We start from the raw sequence: 16609 nt of genomic DNA on the forward strand, positions 1-16609 counted from the left end.
GTAAGCCCCAGTCTAAATAGCAATTGCCGCTAGAACTGCTGCGAGTTGCACAACCTGCTCGTCCTTCAAGTCAGATACTTTCTTTCAAGCCAAAAAAATCGGTTTGAACAGCGCCTGTTTAGTAAGCTCTGTTCAAACCGGTTTTGTGATTTAACTAGCGATTTTCACCGCTTTTCCCTGGTCTTGCTCTCTCAAGAAGCACGAATCTGGAAATCTTTATCTTTCAATTCATAAACTACGTCACAGGCATCAGCGACATCTTGTTCGTGAGTGACCAAGACAATGCATTTTTTCTGTTCATGAGCGATTTCTTGAAACAGCTTCACGATGTCTGCGGAAGTCGCTGTATCCAGATTTCCAGTAGGTTCATCCGCTACAATCAACTCGTGATCACAGCACAGGGCCCGAGCGATGGCGACCCTTTGTTGCTGTCCACCGGAAAGCTGAGTGACTTTCTTTTTAGCCAGGTCTGCTGTGAGCCCTAATTTTTCTAGATTTCCCAAGGCATAAGCTTTAGGATCCGCTTGTTGGGTACCGGCAATTTTCATCGCACAAATGACATTGTCCAGTGCCGACATATACGGCAGCAAGTTGTAGGCCTGAAAAACGATTGACACATCTTTGCGGCGATATTCCCGTAACCCGATTTTTTTCAAGGAAGCGTCGTTATACTCGATGTCTCCTTCTTTTGGCGTATCCAGCCCGGCGATCAAAGACAGAAAAGTCGTTTTTCCCGAACCGCTGGACCCCAAAATGGCATAAATTTTTCCGGGCTCAAAAGTCAGATTGATATGTTGGAACAAAGGCGCTTCTGGCCCGTACCAGTAGCCCAAATTTTTGGTGGTTAATGTCATGTTACTTCCTCATTTCCTTTTTAGAATCAGTGTCAACGCAACAATGGGAACCAGCAACTCAGGAAATCAGGATTTTCTTCGGATTCAACCGTAAGATCCCCGCTGAGGACAACAAGATGGAGATCAGGCTGATGCCGATACCGATTCCCGCCAACGCGGCAATTTGCTGTGCTGAAACGGTAATATCCAAGTCTTTGATTTCTTCTGTCTGGCTAAAGGCATTGGCAAAGTTCATGCCCCCGCCTCTGCCTCCAGCCATACCCATGCCACCTGCTGGACGTTCTCCGCCACTTGGCATTTCGCCACCGCCAGGTCCTTGTTGGGCGGCATCAGCAGTAGTAGTCTCCGTCTGTTGATCCAGCAATTGCTGACCCACAGCATTCCCTACCAAGTTCCCACTAGCGGAGGCAATTCCCAGGGCAAAAATCATGCAGACTACCACTTCAGTGAAAAATTGTAAAACGACTTTGCTGCGCGCCTCCCCAAGAGACAAGAGCACGCCAATTTCATATTTCCGCTCACGGATCAACATCATGACGATCAATGTCAAAATAATAACCCCGGCAGCCGCCACTAAGATGATGATATTTTTAGCAAAGCTGGATACATTGTTCAAAGGTGACAACATTTGTTGATACATTTGGTCATTGGTTTGCAAGCTGAAGGAATCGGTATCAATCAATTTTTCGGCAGCTGCTACAAAAGAATCCATTTCATTGGGGTCTGACAGGTTGTACACTGCGGAATCAATCGTTTCAGTATCAGCGTCCTCGCCTTTCAACGTATTTGCCAATGTGTAAGAAGAGAAAATCGTATTGGCAGGATTCATAAAGTTGAACATCATTCCCATTGATGTCCCGGCATCAGATGTTTCATAAATTCCTTTGATGGTTACTTTGACGTCTTTGTCATCCGCATCTTTCAAAGTGAACGTATCGCCGACTGACAAGTCATTGGCTTCTGCCAACGCTGATTCCACTAACACGTTATCGGTTCCTTCATCTTCTGCGGTCAACGCTTCCCCATCGGTCATTTTGGCTGTGCCACCAGAAAACGAGCTGTAGTCGGCACTGGAAGAGACACCGGTGATTTGGAAGTCTCCCATCTCCATGCCCCCCATATTGCCGCCACCCATGCCCATGCCGCCAAAGCCGCCCATTTGTTGGCTTTCTTGGGAATCGTCAGAGGCTTCGGTACTGTCATCTTCATCTTCACTGGAGATAGGCTCGATGTCGTCACCTTTGGAAGCAGACGTGCTGACTTCAAAAGAATAAGATTTCACACCTGATAGTGCGGCAATCTTCTCAGCATCTGCAAGATTTACCGGCGTCATCTGAAAACTGCTGGGATCCGGCCGCGAATCTTCACTACTGTCACTGTCTTGGTCGCGATTGAACATATTTTGTCGATTGGCGCTCAAGGTGACTGTCGCACCAACGCTCTTTTTGGCATTATCAGTCGCAGAATCAGCCGCACTGCGGATGGTCAACCCTGCTAAAACAAAGATCAAAATTGCCGAAAAAACACCAATTAAGATCAGGCTGCGGCCTTTTTTGGCCCATAAGCTCTGCAAAGCCCGTTTGATAAAGTTCATAATCATTTCTCCTTTACAGTCAAGTCGGCATCTCCGCTTAGTGACACCGCTATCTGACTTTAGTAGCATCATTTTATTTTCTGCGACTTAAGCCTAGCTTAAATCATAAAAAAATTTTTTAAGCCATCCCGTTGCTGTTAACAGCCATCAAGATAACATCAGCTAACACAAAGCTGCGTCTCTTTGATACCGACGACTTTAATAAGCCTTTCTTAAGCGTCACTTAACTTCAAAAAAATATGCCAACAGCCATTTAAGCTGTTCTTATGGCAACAATGGTAAAATGGATTCAGAACAGATGCAGCGATCTCTGGGACCGCAAAACGAGGTGAAAAGGATGATCAAACTATTAGTAGTGGAAGATGAGCGAACCCTTTCTGAGGACATCAAGGAAATCTTGGCTCCCATCGGTGAAATCACCCAAGCTTATGACGGTGAGGAAGGTTTATATGAGGCGGAAACCGGTGTATATGATCTGATTTTGTTAGATTTGATGCTGCCGGAAAAAAATGGCTACCAAGTTTTGGCAGAACTGCGGGGGCAAAATATCCAGACACCTGTTTTGATCCTGACTGCCAAAGATGGACTGGAAGACAAGGTGACCGGCTTTCAAAAAGGGGCCGATGACTATCTCACCAAACCCTTTTATCGAGAAGAATTGACGTTGCGAGTCAAAGCTTTACTGAAACGTTCATTGGGCCTATACGAAGAAAATACCTTAGCCTTTGGTCCCCTCACCTGCAATTTATCCAAAAACGAAGTGACCTGGCAAAATGAACCACTGCCCATTCAAGGAAAGGAATTTGAGCTTTTGGTCTACTTCATTCAAAACAAAGATGTCATCATCACCAAAGAACAGATTTTTGACCGAATCTGGGGCTTTGATTCCGAGACCACGCTGACTGTTGTCGAAGTCTATATGAGCCATCTGCGCAAGCACTTAAAGCCCAGCGGAGTGGACAAGCAGTTCAAAACACTGCGCAATGTCGGCTATATTTTAGAAAGTCTCACGTAACAGCGAACTCGCGTGTCTTGATGAAATTTTCCCTTCGGTCCTTGTTGCAGCCTACCTATCAGAGGAGGAACACTTTTGACTAATGAACTGTCACGAAAACAACGGTTGCACTTCTTTTTACTGAATGTTGCAGCATTTGCGGCGATCTTCTTGGCATTAGGTTTTATCATCTTGCAGCTTCTGCAAAGCTCTGCTTATCGACAGACAGATGAATCTTTAAAGCAAATGGCGGAAAATGCTGATCGAATCAAAATTGAAATTGACCGGTATCAAGAAGACAACCCTTTTTTAGATCCCGGCACCACCATGCCCCGACCACCCCAATCTCAATCAGGGAATGGCCCCAACAACCGTTTCAACTCTCAAGTTGTCTTGTGGTCTGCAGACGGCAAAGTATTGAATAAAGACGTTTTAGGTGCCCGCTTCAATGAGCTGCAAAATCTGAAACTGGATACTGAAAAATTGAATGCTGTCACTGAAATCAAGGTTGCCAGCAACGAGAACTCTGGGGCCAAGTTGACTTTCCACTCAATAACAATTTCCTTACCAGATGCCGACCACGACGATGTGGCTTATGTTCAGTTTCTGGAAAATACCGATCAAATCGCCGAATCGATGAGTACTTTTCGCACAATCCTGATTTTATGTATGGTGGTCTTTTGGTTGTTGTCTATTGCCATCAGTTATTTCATCTCCAAACAGAACATGAAACCCGTTTTGGCAGCTTGGCAAAAGCAGCAAGAATTCGTTGAAAATGCCTCACATGAGCTGCGAACACCCTTGACCATCATTCAGAACTCCCTACAGCGCTTATTCACCAAGCCAAATCGCACCATTTTGGAAGAATCTGAAAGCATCGCCCAAGCGCTAAACGAAACCCGCCGACTGAACGGCTTGACCACCGACCTTTTGACCATTGCCCGCAGCGATGCCAATGAGGAAACACTGGATAGACAGTCTTTCTCGCCGGAAACTTTCATTCATGAATTAATCAAACCCTTTGAAGAAATTGCCCAACTGGAAGACAAACACTTACTGGTGGAAAATTTTGCCAAAGTCCCAGTAACAGCCGATGAAGGCAAGATCCATCAACTGCTGGTGATCTTATTGGACAATGCCCTAAAATACACGGTGGCCGGTGATAGAATCGTCTTGCAATCTGAAATCTCTGGTGGTGATAACTGGCTTTTGGAAGTCAAAAATTCCGGCCCTTCAATCCCGGATGATGAGAAAAAGCAAATCTTCGAACGTTTTCACCGAACCGATCCAGCCCGCGGCAAAGAAACCGGCGGCTACGGTCTGGGTCTGGCGATTGCTAAACAGATTGTTACCGCTCATAAAGGAAAAATCACCGTTCACGATTGGCAGCCCCAAGGAGTGAGCTTCCGTATCAAATTGCCAATCAAATAGCTTTTGCCGGCAATCAAAAAGACCGCTTTGTCACTAATTCCTAAAAGGAGTTGTGCCAGAGTTCGTAGCAGGCGCATTTCCCTACGAAATAAGAGAAAAAGAAAAAGCCAAGTCGCTTCTACTGTTTTTTAGTGGAGGCGACTTGGCTTTTGAAGTCTCACGTTTGCTATTGTTTGCTTCTGGGGACGATGACTAGACGTTTTTTTGTTCCAGCATAGTCAATTTATTGTTGCCACTGCTGATAGAGACGGGCTACTTTTTCTACCGTATCAAGCGTCAGCTGATGAGTCATTACCGGACTTTCAATCAATCCTTTTTCTAGGCACTCATTCACATGAGTGATTTCATAGACAAACTCACTTTGATAAGGGAAAGATAAGACTTCTTCTCCGGTGGCCGTATGAATTGTTGCGGTATCGGTCTTCCAAAAATTGGGAATATGAATCTCGCCTTTCGTCCCATACACTGTCATCCCGCTAGGCAGATCCAATTCCACCGTCAAAAAAATATCTGCCAGCACATCTTGCGCCAGCTTTAGTGAAAGCTCTGTCTGCAGATCACCTTCACCTGCCGGCAAAATGGCATTGCCACTGATTGCGGAAATTTTCCGATCAGTGATGTATTGCATATATTGTAGCGGATAGCTGCCAGAACTATGGAGTGCCCCGCCACCGGCTGAAAGATCATGAAACCAGGTGATGTGGTCGATATGCGGATAAGACGTAACCGAAGCCACTTTCTTTACTGCGCCAATGCGCCCTTCGCGAAGAGCTTGTCGAACCGCCTGTGTCACTGGCAAAAATAGGGACTTTTGGGCTTCCATCAGAAATAGTCCCCGCTGTTGTGCCAACTCAAAAAGTTCTTTTGCTTCTGCGGCACTCAAAGTGAAGGGCTTTTCCAACAACACCGGCTTACCGGCAATGAGGGCTTGTTTGGCAGCGTCATAATGGCCCTTGTTGTAAGTCGCAATATAGACGATATCAACAGCAGGGTCAGCATACAGCTCTTCATAACTGCCATAGGCTTGGGGAATCCCTAGTTTTTCTGCGGCTTGCTGCGCTTTTTCAATACCTCTGGAAGCGATGGCTACCACCGTCCCTGTTTGACTTTCTTTGACCCCGGCGACAAAACGAGGGACGACTTGTGCAGTACTGATGATGCCGTAACGGATCATCTGGATCACCTCCGTGAAATTTACCAACTGCTCTGACTTTCATAAAACAGCAGCTCAGTTTTTTTCAGTATAACAGGGTCTTCCATCAAAGAGCAAAGAGACCGTCCCGAACAGAAGTCAAAAAAAGCGAGCAACCCAAAGGCTGCTCGCTTTGTCCAATACCACCATAACGGTGATAGAAGTGCCGGTCGTCCACTACCTTCACTTCAGCCACCCTGCAAATCCGGCAGGTGAGGTGCGAACCTCGTTGCGGCTATGGTTGAATCGTCGGCATCAAGCCAACTTTTCGGCTCATCGCATGTTGTTTATCATAACAGGAAATCAGCAGTTGTCAATCTTTTCACGAATTAATTCTGGCAATCCTTGCTTCTCACCAAAAAGCTACTGTATGGGCTCCTTTAGCAATGAGTCAGTTGTTTTTAGCCGCTTTAAAAGATTATACCGGCGCTTTGATCCGCTTTTCATAAGCATCCAGCCACTCCTGTGTGATTGGTTGGATCAAAGTGGTATGATCTGGTCCCGGATTGGCCATAAATATACCACAGGTTCCGTCTTTTACTGCCACGCTGAAGGTGAATTCTACATTGGTTGCTACTCCCCAGGCTCCTTCATTGTTCATTGCCACCAGCGAAAAAGCCCCCGCCTTACCATAGCGTCTAGTCAAAGTATCCGCAAACTCGTAGACCGCTTTGTCACACGCTTGCTGTGGCGTCAGGCCCGCCGCCATCAAGCGGACGATTTCATAAGAAAGACAGCCCTTCATCAAGTCTTCTCCCAAACCGGTAGCCGCCGCGCCACCTACTTCGGCATCCACATAAAATCCCGAACCCGACAACGGCGAATCTCCAACTCGTCCTTTTTTCTTCATGAACAAGCCCGAACTGGAAGTTCCCGCCGTCATTCGTGCCTGCTTGTCCAAACAGACCATTCCCACTGTATCGTGGCCGTCATAAGGACTCAGATTGGTCTTAGCGATTTCTTCACAGCGCTTTTCCCAGATTTTTTTGGCCCGCTCCGTTAACATGTTTTTTCGCTCAAAGCCTTCCAACATCGCATATTGAGTAGCTCCGTCACCGACGCGAAAGCTGTTAAATTTGTCATGGCTCAATTTTCGTGCTACTGAAATAGGATTGGCTACGTCTGTAATTCCCGCTACAGCACCGATAGCAAACGTGTCGCCGTCCATATAGGCTGCATCCATTTCCAATATGCCGTTTTCATTTGGCAACCCGCCATAGCCGACTGATTTATAAAACGGATAATCCTCGACTGATTTGATGGCCGTTTCCATCGCATCCCCGGCAAAAGCCTCCGCCTCCAGCATTTTTTTTGCTGCCAAAACACCGTCGTGAGCCATCCGCCACGTTGCAATAATTCCCCACATGATTGTTTCCTCGTTTCTGTTCGATTTAAAGTATTTATTTGCTTATCTGATGATTTCCCCATAGCCGCCAAAACCTCTAATTTTGACAATCAGCACCCATTTCTTACTGAAGCTTTCTGGCACAGATTAGTCATTAATGGTCAAAGCTTCGATTGCTGCCATGTAAATTTCCATATTTTTTTTGAGATCCGCCACTGCCATGTATTCATCTTTGTTGTGGGCGATTCCTTTTTGCCCCGGAAATGATGGACCAAAGGCAATGATATTGGGCATCTTGCGGGCATAGGTCCCACCGGTAGTCGTTACTGGCGTGCCATCTGCACCGGTTGCTGCTTCATAGATGGCTGTCAGCTTGCGGATTTCCGGCCCTTCTTTGTCCTTCATGATCCCCGGCATACTGCGAGTCACCGCTAAATGCGCCCCCTCAAACAATGCCTGTTGCATACCGCTTATCACTTCTGCTTCCGTTACCGTCACCGGATAACGAAAGGACAGGGACAACGCCAATTGCGTGTCATTGAGCTTTTGAAAAGTGACCGGTGTCAAAATCAGCTTTCCAGAATCTGCATCTGCCAACGCCAGATTGATCCCTTCACCGTAATGTTTTTCATGAAAACTATCGTACAACCAACTAAAGTAAGCCCGTAACCGAGCGGACAATGCTTCACACGCCGATAGCTTGCCTGCCAAAAGGGTAATTGCATTTTCACCTAGTTCCGGTGCATTGCTGGGGGAACGCTTGCCATTGACTTGGATTGTTTCTCCAGTACCGGTCAATGTCACTGATAGTTGATTAGGTACGCTGGCCCGGTTTTGCTCCCCTACTACTTCTGACAATTCGGCCAATTCTGCTGCTTCAAAATCTGTGGTAATCGTCACTCCTACCACGCCCCGCTCCCCATAGACGACTGGGTATTTGCAGTCGGGGGTGAAGCCAAATACTGGTGGTGCTTCTTGCTCCAGATACAAAGGAATGTCTGACATTCCACTCTCCTCGTCGGTACCAAATAAAATCCGCAGTGTTTTATCCGGCACAAAACCGTCGTCTTTAAGTACCTTCATTCCGTAAAAGCAGCTCATGATTGGCCCTTTATTGTCAAGAATGCCACGACCATAAAGTACCCCGTCGCTTTCCGTCAGATCAAAGGGTGGAAAATGCCAACCTTCCCCTGCCGGCACCACATCCAGATGCCCAACGATTCCAATATATTCTCTGTCTGGTTCGTCGTTGGCTGCTACCGCTTTTTTCTGATGCCCGTCAGCCGAGTTTTTTCCCGACCATTGGACATAGCCTACCGCGTTGTTTACAACTCCGGTTTCAAAGCCCCAGCTCTGCCCTAATGTCATTGCCAGGTCCATTCCCCGACGAGGCTCTTTGCCAAAAGGTGCCCCCGGTGCTGGCTCACCTTTCACGCTGGCAATCTGCATCATTTGTTTTAAAACACCGAGAAATTCCGGCCAATTATTTTCTGTCAGTTCTTTATAATTTCTCATCGGTACCGCTTCCTCTGCAATGTATTTCGAAAGGTATATTTGTCTGCACGATAAAACGACGTATCATACAAAATTGGTCGTCCGTCTGGTGAATACGTGAGGGAATGAACCAACAATAGTGGCGCCCCCTCAGGCAAATGCAGCAACTGGGCCAACTGCTCATCTGCCAAAACTGCTTCTACCTCTTGATGAGAGTAGCCAATCTCCACTTGTTTTTCCAACTCACGAAACAAAGAACCTTCTAATAATTCATCAGACACAACTGGTAAATAGCGCTGTGGCAAGTATAAATCTTCCACTGTCATCGGTTCATTTTCTAAAAATCGAAGACGGCTGAGATGCAGCAGCGGTTCCAAGTGATTATTAGCTCTTTCTTCACCAAAAAAAGCAGTCACCTTTTCAGGAATCCTTGTTGCCACCTCGCAGCTCAAAACTTTTGTCCGGGGCTCACGACCTTCTTCTAATGCCTTTTCAGTAAACCCCTGCAAGCCCCCTGAGCCACTGGAAATCTTACTTGGCCGCATCACGTAGGTGCCTCTACCGGGTTCTTTTGCCAATAGATGCTCATCAATCAAAACCGCTACTGCTTTGCGTACTGTCAAACGACTCACTTGAAAGATTTCCGCCAATTCGTATTCTGACGGCAGCTTTTGCCCCGGCTGGTACTTTCCGCTATTGATTTTCTCTCGCAATTCTGCCGCTACTTGTTGAAAGGCTGTTAACTTCTTCATTTGCCTCACCCTTTCTTTTTTGTATCCATTTACCACTCATAAAAGACCCGATTCGTGCTCACCCCAGAAGCCACTGAAACAAACGCCTGCTGGTCTGCCTGATGGATCGTCTCTTTGACTTTTTTGAGCTCCCGCTGTGAAACCACCATCATCAACAACTTTTTCTCTTGATGATCGAAGGCACCCTCCACATCATTGATAATCGTAATTCCCCGCGTCAAGCTCGCTTGCAACGAGCCGGCTACCTGCTGGGAATGCTCTGTTACGATCATCAGCTGGACCCGTTTTTGCTTGGCATTCACATAATCTACCACCCGTCCGCTGATAAAAACGGCGGCAGCACTGTAAAAGGCAAATTGCCACCCATACAGCAATCCTGCGAAAAACTGCAAGGTCACGTTAAAGGCAATAAAAAAACTGCCGATACTTCGACCCGTTGCCTTTTTCACCAAAATACCAATAATGTCCAAACCGCCAGTAGAAAAGTCGCTGTTCAAAGTCAGCCCCACTGAAAATCCGTGGAGCACCCCGCCAAATACCGCACAAATTACCGGATCAGTAGTCAAAGTAATTACCGGTACCAGCTTCATTACAAAGGACGTCACCACTACAGCAAAAACCGTGTACAAGGTAAACTTCCGATCAATTTTTTGCCAGGCGATAGCTAATAATGGCAAATTGAACACCAATACCAACGCCGGAATCGTCAATTGAATCCCCAGCTGATCTTCCAGCACTTGAACCAAGAGTTGTGACAAACCAGTAATCCCATTTGCGTAGATGTTTCCTGGCAACCAGAACATATTCAAGCCCACTGACGAGATCACACTATACGCTAGCGCCACCAACAACTTGCGCCCTACACCTTTATCCATAGTTACCTTCCTTGTTCATCTTTTGAAATTTAGTATATACTATTCGGTATATACTATCAACAAATTTTAAAAACGCTTTCGAAATTTTACAAAAAAGCGTTGTAAAGAGTGTTTCAACTCCTTACAACGCCTGAATTTAATCTTGATTAGTCATGATTCAAAAAAGTTCCAACCTTTGTCGCGATTAGATCGATGGCGACGTGATTTTCGCCGCCTTCCGGTACGATGATATCGGCGTAGCGCTTAGTTGGCTCGATGAACTGGTGATACATGGGTTTGACTACTGACAAGTATTGGTCAATGACCGAATCCAGTGTGCGTCCTCGTTCCTCCATGTCTCGTTTGATACGACGAATAATCCGAATATCATCGTCAGTATCGACGTAGATCTTGATATCCATCAAATCTCGCAGGCGCTCGTCTTCCAAAATCAAAATCCCTTCTAAGATAATGACTTCTTTGGGCTCTTGCAAGATTGTCGCCGTCGAACGGGTATGAGCCACATAATCGTAAACCGGCTTTTCAATCGCTTCATAACTCATCAGTTTTTCAATATGGGCGATCAACAGATCGGTGTCAAAGGCAAAAGGATGGTCGTAGTTCGTGTTCAGCCGCTCCTCAAAACTGAGCTCTGATTGGTCTTTGTAATAAGAATCCTGTTCAAGCATCATGATGGAATGATCAGGAAAGTTGTTGAAGATTGCTCGGCTGACGCTGGTCTTACCGCTCCCGGAGCCGCCGGTGACCCCGATTAGGATGGGTTTGGTTTCTGGCATGTGGTTTCTCCTTTTTAATTATAGGCTACGTAACATTATAATAAAAAGCCGGGAAAAAGCTATGTTTTTCCATGAAAGAAACAGAACTTTTACAAGAAAACGTCGTCAACAAGGGCCTGCAGCAGGCAATCAAGATAAGATTTGATAAAGTTCCTGCAAGTGGCGAATCTCATAGGTTGGTCGAATCATCGGCAATAACGGCTGTGCGTGTGGATTGAGCCACACAGTATCAATGCCCGACGTCTGTCCGCCTTTGATATCAGAGGTCAATGAATCACCGATAATCAAAGTCTGTTGCTTTTCAAAATTAGGGATTCGTTTGAAAACAAAGTCAAAATACTCCCGCATCGGTTTTTGATAGCCAGTATCTTCAGAAACAAAAATATCTTTAAAATAAGGCAAGAGTCCAGCTGCCCGCAAACGGCTATACTGTGTCTCAGAGACACCGTTGGTTACTACGTACAAATCCGCTTTTTTTGCCAAGTCAGCAACGATTTCCTTACTATTTTCCAACAGTTGGCTGCCTTGAGCTAAATAGTAGCGGTACTGGCGATCCATTGCCTGACTGTCTACTTCTCGGTCGAGGGTGGCAAAAAAGCGCCCAAAACGTCCGCCGGTCACCTCGTCTCGGGAAAGCTGTCCTTGTTCAAATTCCTGCCACAGTTGATGATTCACTGCCTGGTAACGTTCTTTTAAGTCTTGAGACCAATCAACTCCCGTCTCTGCGAAAAGCTGCTTCAATGCCTGGTCTTCCGCTGCTTTAAAATCCAACAGGGTATCGTCCACGTCAAATAGCAGATTACGATAATTCATCTTGTTCACTCTCTTCTTATCTAAAATAAGGCTTTAACTTTTGAAGTTCTGCTTCAGAAAGTTCGCGGTAGCTGCCTGTTTGCAACTCTTTGGGCAGCTGCAACGGCCCCATGTTCCTTCGCTGTAAATAGATGACTTTTTTACCGCAAGCTAAAAACATCTTCTTCACTTGATGAAATTTGCCCTCGGTGATAGTCAGCTGGACACGGCTGCAGCCTCTTTTCTCATCATAGCACAGCGGTTTCAGTTCCGCCGGCTTGCAGACTTCACCACCGTCAAAGACAATCCCTTTGGCAAAGGCTGCTACATCGGTTTCAGTCACTTTTGCGTTCACGACTGCTTCGTAAGTTTTACTCACCTTCCGCGAAGGATGCAGTAGTTCAAAACCCAACTGGCCATTATTGGTCAGCAATAACAGTCCTTCGGTATCACGATCCAGCCGACCAACAGCATAAATTCCTGCCAGGCGATCCGCAGCATTCAATAAATCCACCACTGTCTGATGTTCGCCATCGCGGTTGGCAGTGACGACTCCTGCCGGTTTGTTCATCAAAAAATAGACATCATTGGTCACTAATTGACGACCGGCAACCTCAATCTTATGAAGTCGAGAATCCACGTTGCGGTTTTCTTGAAGTTCTCGTTGACCATCAATTCGCACTTGTCCAGTTAAAAAAAGCCGCTTTAATGTCTTGCGGCTGGTTTTCAGTTCCGCTTCGATCAATTTGTCCAAACGCATTTTTTGCCCCTCTTCTTATCTGGATTGCAGCCTGTGCTGACCACGCTGACAGAGCTTTTCTCTGCGAAAAAAAGCACTGATATTTTTGATTATTGAAAAGCGCCGACAGCACTTCCCTTGACTTAATTGAAAAATCGTCCTAAGGTTAATTAGTAAAGTAAATACATCTTGCTCACACAGTGTTATGCCTGGTGGCGAAGTTGAACTTGACTTTAAGCTGGGTAGTTGTGTCCTCAACTACCTTTTTTGTGTACTTTTTGTACGCACCACTGAGATGTGCAGAGTAACGAGATTTGCTTTTAAAAATGAATGCCCCTGTGGCAAACAAATTTAGGAGGAATTTAGTTATGTCAGTATCATTAACAGTTGAAAAGAGACCCGTACGTCCCCGTTTCCTACGCAATCAATTGCGTCATGAAGGAAAAGTTCCTGCCATTATCAATGGCTACCAAGTAGAAAGTACACCAATAGCCGTTTCAGCAGCTGATTTGGAAAAAATCCTGCGGGAACATGGTGCCAATACCGTAATCACTATGAATGTTGACGGTAAAAAAGTCAATACACTGATCAAACAAACCCAAGCAGATACCTTTACTCGTGCGTTGACTCACGTAGAATTCTTGTCTGTAAATATGACAGAAGAAACCGAAGTAGAAGCAGAAGTTCTGCTGGTGGGTGAATCTGTCGGTGCCAAATCCGGCGGTGTCGTTGCCCAAAACCTGTACAGCGTCGTGGTATCTGCTACACCAGACAAACTGCCTGAACGGGTAGAAGTAGACATCACCAATTTGGAAATCGGTGACTCATTGACAGTAGCTGATCTGCCAAAAGCTGCCGACTACACCATCGTAACAGACGGTGAAGAACAAATCGTTGCCATCATGGAACCACAAGCTGAAGAACCAGCAGATGATGAAGCCGGTGAAAGCCCACAACCAGAGGTAATCGGTGAAAAAGAAGCCGAATAACTTTTCTGCAACCAATTAAATCAATAAACTGGTCCTGCGTCGAATCCCTTTCGACGCAGGCTTTTTTTACGAAGATACTTTTTTGAGAAAAATCTCAAGCTGGTCGCCTATTTTGGCTTGTCGCCAATTCAATCATCCTTCCAAGAAAAGCCCATTTTTCCTATCAAAGGTCCCTTAAAAAAACGTCGTCGCTGAGAGGAAAGCCTTCAATCATAACGATATTTATCTCTTTGTAGATACATACTGACAGGTTACACTTAAATAAAGAAAAGTTTCTGGCAGGTGTCGTTTCTTAGGTTAAAGAGGAGCTTTTATGAAAAAGTTTTGGAATTTTTGGATCAGCATTAGTTTAATTTTAATAGTCGCTTTTTTATTGTTGCTGGGTTATCGTCTAATCGTAGAGCGGCGTTTTGATGGAGTGGCTGCCCTTCAGTTATCAGGAACAGTCGTTGGCCTGCTTTTTTATCTGTATTGTCGTAAGCATTTATCAGAAGACGGAAAGTAACCTAGCTAAAGTTTTGGTCTGCGATGATTTTGTACATTTTTAAACAACAAGACAATTTCTTTCCCATTTTAGCAGGTTTCAAGTATCATATTGGTAGAAACCCTGCTTTCTTTTAATAAGTGTGAATTTAAAGATGTTGCAAGAGCGAGAAAGGGCCTGCGCCACGTTCAGCTCTTCATCATATCCGGGAGGTTTTTTTATGTACGAAGTATTTGACAGTCACCGTAGCCGTTATGCCTCCGTGGGCATCGTCTCCAGTATGCCGGGTGAACTCATCGACAGCATCTGGGTGATTATTGATCTGGATCTAAAAGGTGTGATCCCATTGAATAATTTGATTACCTTTGATTTGATTGACAATAACGGTCAGGTCACGATGCACTTTTCTCAAGAAGACAGTGAAGTAGAAATGGCTATAGATTTGCCATTCCCTTATTCTGCCGATCTTCCCAAAGAAGTCTATGCCTATGATGATGGTAGCCGGCAAACAATCTTACTACCAAGTGAAACCAATTAATCTGTTGAAGCGGACTATCCAAAAGGAAATGTGGCAATAGTTGAGCCACCGTCCTACGAACCGAACACTACCAAACGTGAGCCGCAAGCAAAAGCCGATTATCTTCCATTAGAATCATTGGAAGATAATCGGCTTTTCATTGCTAAAAATTTCAAAGGCTGACTTCCCTTGATTTCATCAAGGGAAGTCAGCCTAATTCACTTTTTTCTCTTGACACGTATGGTAATGTTCTCTCTACGGACTAAGACATCAAGATCGTCACATTTTTTTCCTCATCCGTATACTTTTTATTAATTGTGGTTAAACAGCCGCTGTTTAGCACTTGGAAATTACTTATGTCACATTCCCTTTGGCTTTCAGACTTCTAAATGGACGGCCACCTGTTGCACCGGCACATCGTAAAATGGATCTTCCCGACGACCAAGAAAGTCTTTGGCTTGTTGTGGGAATACCGCATAGCTCAAAACATCTTCAGTGGAGCGGGCGTATTTTTTTATCGCCGCTTCAAAGCCTGGCATTTCAGGCGGCAGGAGATCAGCAGGACGCAGGGCTTGGACGGGCTCATCCCCGATAATTTTTTTGACCATCTCCGGCGCAATGGCTACCGGTGGTTTGCCGTACAGGCCTTTCACGTAGTCTTTGATTTCTTTTGGTATCAGTTTATAGCGCTCACCAGACAACACATTCATCAGTGCCTGAGTCCCTACCATTTGCGACAAGGGGGTGACCAGCGGCGGATAACCTAGATCCGCCCGAACTTTCGGCACTTCTTTTAAAACTTGTTCATATTTGTCAGCATTGCCTTGTTCTGTCAGCTGGCTCAAGAGATTGGACAACATACCGCCAGGCACTTGATACACCAAAGACTTTGGCTCCGTGTCTTTGACTTTAGGATTCAACAGTCCTTCTTTTCGAAAACGATCCCGTACTGGGTCGAAATGATCTGCAATCGTCTCCAGCTTGTCTTGCTTTAATCCAGTAACAAACCCCATTCCCTCCAATGCGATAGCCACCGACTCTGTTGCCGGCTGACTGGTTCCACCGGAAAAAGAAGAGATACAGGTATCAATGATGTCCGCACCGGCTTCGGCACATTTCAGATAGGTCATTTCGCTGATTCCGGCAGTGGCATGGGTATGCACCTGTAGTGGCAGATCCACTGCCTCTTTGATGCGGCTCACTAACTCAAATCCCGTTCCTGGGGTCAGCACGCCAGCCATGTCTTTGATACAGATAGAATCTGCACCTAACGCAGCCATCTCCTTGGTCAATTTAACAAAATAATCCACTGTGTGAAAATCACTGGTGGTGTAACAAATTGCGGTCTGGCAATGGCCTCCCGCTTCCTTACAGGCTTCAACGGAAGTCCGCAAATTACGCGTGTCGTTCAATGCATCAAAGACTCGAACCACATCAATGCCGTTTGCGATTGATTTAGTCACAAATTCCCGTACCACATCATCAGCATAATTTTTGTAACCCAATAAATTCTGGCCTCGCAGCAGCATTTGCAGCTTGGCATTTTTGATTTCAGAACGAATCTTGCGTAGACGTTCCCACGGGTCCTCATTCAAAAAGCGCAGGCAGGAATCAAAGGTGGCGCCCCCCCACATTTCCAGCGCATAAAAGCCTGCTTCATCCATCGTCTTCAAAATCGGCAGCATGTCACTGGTGGGCATCCGAGTAGCGATCTGACTCTGCTGGCCGTCTCGTAAGACTGTCTCCATAAATCGTATCGTTTTTGTCATCGCGAGTGCCCC

Annotated in this window: 16 protein-coding genes; 5 read left to right on the forward strand and 11 right to left on the reverse strand. The window is 45.7% G+C overall.

The window, feature by feature from the left end; genetic code table 11:
* Window positions 1-191: 191 nt before the first annotated feature.
* Window positions 192-854: an ABC transporter ATP-binding protein gene (locus BAU14_RS02545; protein ID WP_161898516.1), complete on the reverse strand. Its 663-nt coding sequence runs from the start codon at window positions 852-854 to the stop codon at window positions 192-194.
* A gap of 58 nt (window positions 855-912) precedes the next feature.
* A complete protein-coding gene (locus BAU14_RS02550) occupies window positions 913-2448 on the reverse strand; it encodes an ABC transporter permease (protein WP_161898517.1) in 1536 nt (511 codons plus the stop codon).
* 337 nt (window positions 2449-2785) lie between these two features.
* On the opposite strand from BAU14_RS02550, the gene BAU14_RS02555 reads away from it, so the two are divergent.
* Complete coding sequence (locus BAU14_RS02555; RefSeq protein WP_161898518.1) at window positions 2786-3463, forward strand: response regulator transcription factor; 678 nt, start codon at window positions 2786-2788, stop codon at window positions 3461-3463.
* 75 nt (window positions 3464-3538) lie between these two features.
* Window positions 3539-4873, forward strand: coding sequence for a sensor histidine kinase (locus BAU14_RS02560; protein WP_161898519.1), 1335 nt, complete (start codon window positions 3539-3541; stop codon window positions 4871-4873).
* 223 nt (window positions 4874-5096) lie between these two features.
* Here BAU14_RS02560 and BAU14_RS02565 read toward each other — a convergent pair whose 3' ends face one another.
* The 8 genes from BAU14_RS02565 to BAU14_RS02600 form a co-directional block, all read right to left on the reverse strand.
* Window positions 5097-6053, reverse strand: coding sequence for a Gfo/Idh/MocA family protein (locus BAU14_RS02565; protein ID WP_420022073.1), 957 nt, complete (start codon window positions 6051-6053; stop codon window positions 5097-5099).
* A 430-nt stretch (window positions 6054-6483) separates the two neighbouring features.
* The gene (locus BAU14_RS02570) at window positions 6484-7431 is read right to left on the reverse strand and encodes a N(4)-(beta-N-acetylglucosaminyl)-L-asparaginase (RefSeq protein ID WP_161898521.1); all 948 of its coding nucleotides are present in this window, start codon (window positions 7429-7431) and stop codon (window positions 6484-6486) included.
* 126 nt (window positions 7432-7557) lie between these two features.
* A complete protein-coding gene (locus BAU14_RS02575) occupies window positions 7558-8925 on the reverse strand; it encodes a Sapep family Mn(2+)-dependent dipeptidase (protein ID WP_161898522.1) in 1368 nt (455 codons plus the stop codon).
* Window positions 8922-9656, reverse strand: a complete 735-nt coding sequence (locus tag BAU14_RS02580) for a GntR family transcriptional regulator, LSA1692 subfamily (RefSeq protein WP_161898523.1) — start codon at window positions 9654-9656, stop codon at window positions 8922-8924. Before BAU14_RS02580 ends, BAU14_RS02575 begins: the two co-directional genes overlap by 4 nt.
* 29 nt (window positions 9657-9685) lie before the next feature.
* Window positions 9686-10531, reverse strand: coding sequence for a YitT family protein (locus BAU14_RS02585; protein WP_161898524.1), 846 nt, complete (start codon window positions 10529-10531; stop codon window positions 9686-9688).
* Between the two features lie 146 nt (window positions 10532-10677).
* A complete protein-coding gene (gene udk / locus BAU14_RS02590; protein ID WP_161898525.1) occupies window positions 10678-11307 on the reverse strand; it encodes a uridine kinase in 630 nt (209 codons plus the stop codon).
* 129 nt (window positions 11308-11436) lie between these two features.
* Window positions 11437-12120, reverse strand: coding sequence for a YjjG family noncanonical pyrimidine nucleotidase (locus BAU14_RS02595; protein ID WP_161898526.1), 684 nt, complete (start codon window positions 12118-12120; stop codon window positions 11437-11439).
* Between the two features lie 16 nt (window positions 12121-12136).
* Window positions 12137-12859 (reverse strand): 16S rRNA pseudouridine(516) synthase, encoded by a 723-nt coding sequence (locus tag BAU14_RS02600; RefSeq protein ID WP_161898527.1) that lies wholly within the window; start codon window positions 12857-12859, stop codon window positions 12137-12139.
* Between the two features lie 347 nt (window positions 12860-13206).
* Between BAU14_RS02600 and BAU14_RS02605 the strand changes: the two genes are divergently transcribed.
* The 3 genes from BAU14_RS02605 to BAU14_RS02615 all read left to right on the forward strand — a co-directional run bounded on the left by BAU14_RS02605 (window position 13207) and on the right by BAU14_RS02615 (window position 14849).
* Window positions 13207-13827, forward strand: coding sequence for a 50S ribosomal protein L25/general stress protein Ctc (locus tag BAU14_RS02605; RefSeq protein ID WP_161898528.1), 621 nt, complete (start codon window positions 13207-13209; stop codon window positions 13825-13827).
* A gap of 313 nt (window positions 13828-14140) precedes the next feature.
* Window positions 14141-14332 (forward strand): hypothetical protein, encoded by a 192-nt coding sequence (locus BAU14_RS02610; RefSeq protein WP_161898529.1) that lies wholly within the window; start codon window positions 14141-14143, stop codon window positions 14330-14332.
* A 199-nt stretch (window positions 14333-14531) separates the two neighbouring features.
* The gene (locus BAU14_RS02615) at window positions 14532-14849 is read left to right on the forward strand and encodes a DUF960 domain-containing protein (protein ID WP_161898530.1); all 318 of its coding nucleotides are present in this window, start codon (window positions 14532-14534) and stop codon (window positions 14847-14849) included.
* A gap of 356 nt (window positions 14850-15205) precedes the next feature.
* Here BAU14_RS02615 and BAU14_RS02620 read toward each other — a convergent pair whose 3' ends face one another.
* A complete protein-coding gene (locus BAU14_RS02620) occupies window positions 15206-16597 on the reverse strand; it encodes an oxaloacetate decarboxylase subunit alpha (RefSeq protein ID WP_161898531.1) in 1392 nt (463 codons plus the stop codon).
* Window positions 16598-16609 lie beyond the last annotated feature (12 nt).

Source organism: Candidatus Enterococcus leclercqii (assembly GCF_009933135.1).
Lineage (GTDB): Bacteria > Bacillota > Bacilli > Lactobacillales > Enterococcaceae > Enterococcus_C > Enterococcus_C leclercqii.

Coding starts and splice junctions, on each gene's coding strand:
- BAU14_RS02545 (WP_161898516.1), bottom strand. CDS start 854: ATGACATTAACCACCAAAAATTTGGGCTACTGGTACGGGCCAGAAGCG.
- BAU14_RS02550 (WP_161898517.1), bottom strand. CDS start 2,448: ATGAACTTTATCAAACGGGCTTTGCAGAGCTTATGGGCCAAAAAAGGC.
- BAU14_RS02555 (WP_161898518.1), top strand. CDS start 2,786: ATGATCAAACTATTAGTAGTGGAAGATGAGCGAACCCTTTCTGAGGAC.
- BAU14_RS02570 (WP_161898521.1), bottom strand. CDS start 7,431: ATGTGGGGAATTATTGCAACGTGGCGGATGGCTCACGACGGTGTTTTG.
- BAU14_RS02575 (WP_161898522.1), bottom strand. CDS start 8,925: ATGAGAAATTATAAAGAACTGACAGAAAATAATTGGCCGGAATTTCTC.
- BAU14_RS02580 (WP_161898523.1), bottom strand. CDS start 9,656: ATGAAGAAGTTAACAGCCTTTCAACAAGTAGCGGCAGAATTGCGAGAG.
- BAU14_RS02585 (WP_161898524.1), bottom strand. CDS start 10,531: ATGGATAAAGGTGTAGGGCGCAAGTTGTTGGTGGCGCTAGCGTATAGT.
- udk (WP_161898525.1), bottom strand. CDS start 11,307: ATGCCAGAAACCAAACCCATCCTAATCGGGGTCACCGGCGGCTCCGGG.
- BAU14_RS02595 (WP_161898526.1), bottom strand. CDS start 12,120: ATGAATTATCGTAATCTGCTATTTGACGTGGACGATACCCTGTTGGAT.
- BAU14_RS02600 (WP_161898527.1), bottom strand. CDS start 12,859: ATGCGTTTGGACAAATTGATCGAAGCGGAACTGAAAACCAGCCGCAAG.
- BAU14_RS02605 (WP_161898528.1), top strand. CDS start 13,207: ATGTCAGTATCATTAACAGTTGAAAAGAGACCCGTACGTCCCCGTTTC.
- BAU14_RS02610 (WP_161898529.1), top strand. CDS start 14,141: ATGAAAAAGTTTTGGAATTTTTGGATCAGCATTAGTTTAATTTTAATA.
- BAU14_RS02615 (WP_161898530.1), top strand. CDS start 14,532: ATGTACGAAGTATTTGACAGTCACCGTAGCCGTTATGCCTCCGTGGGC.
- BAU14_RS02620 (WP_161898531.1), bottom strand. CDS start 16,597: ATGACAAAAACGATACGATTTATGGAGACAGTCTTACGAGACGGCCAG.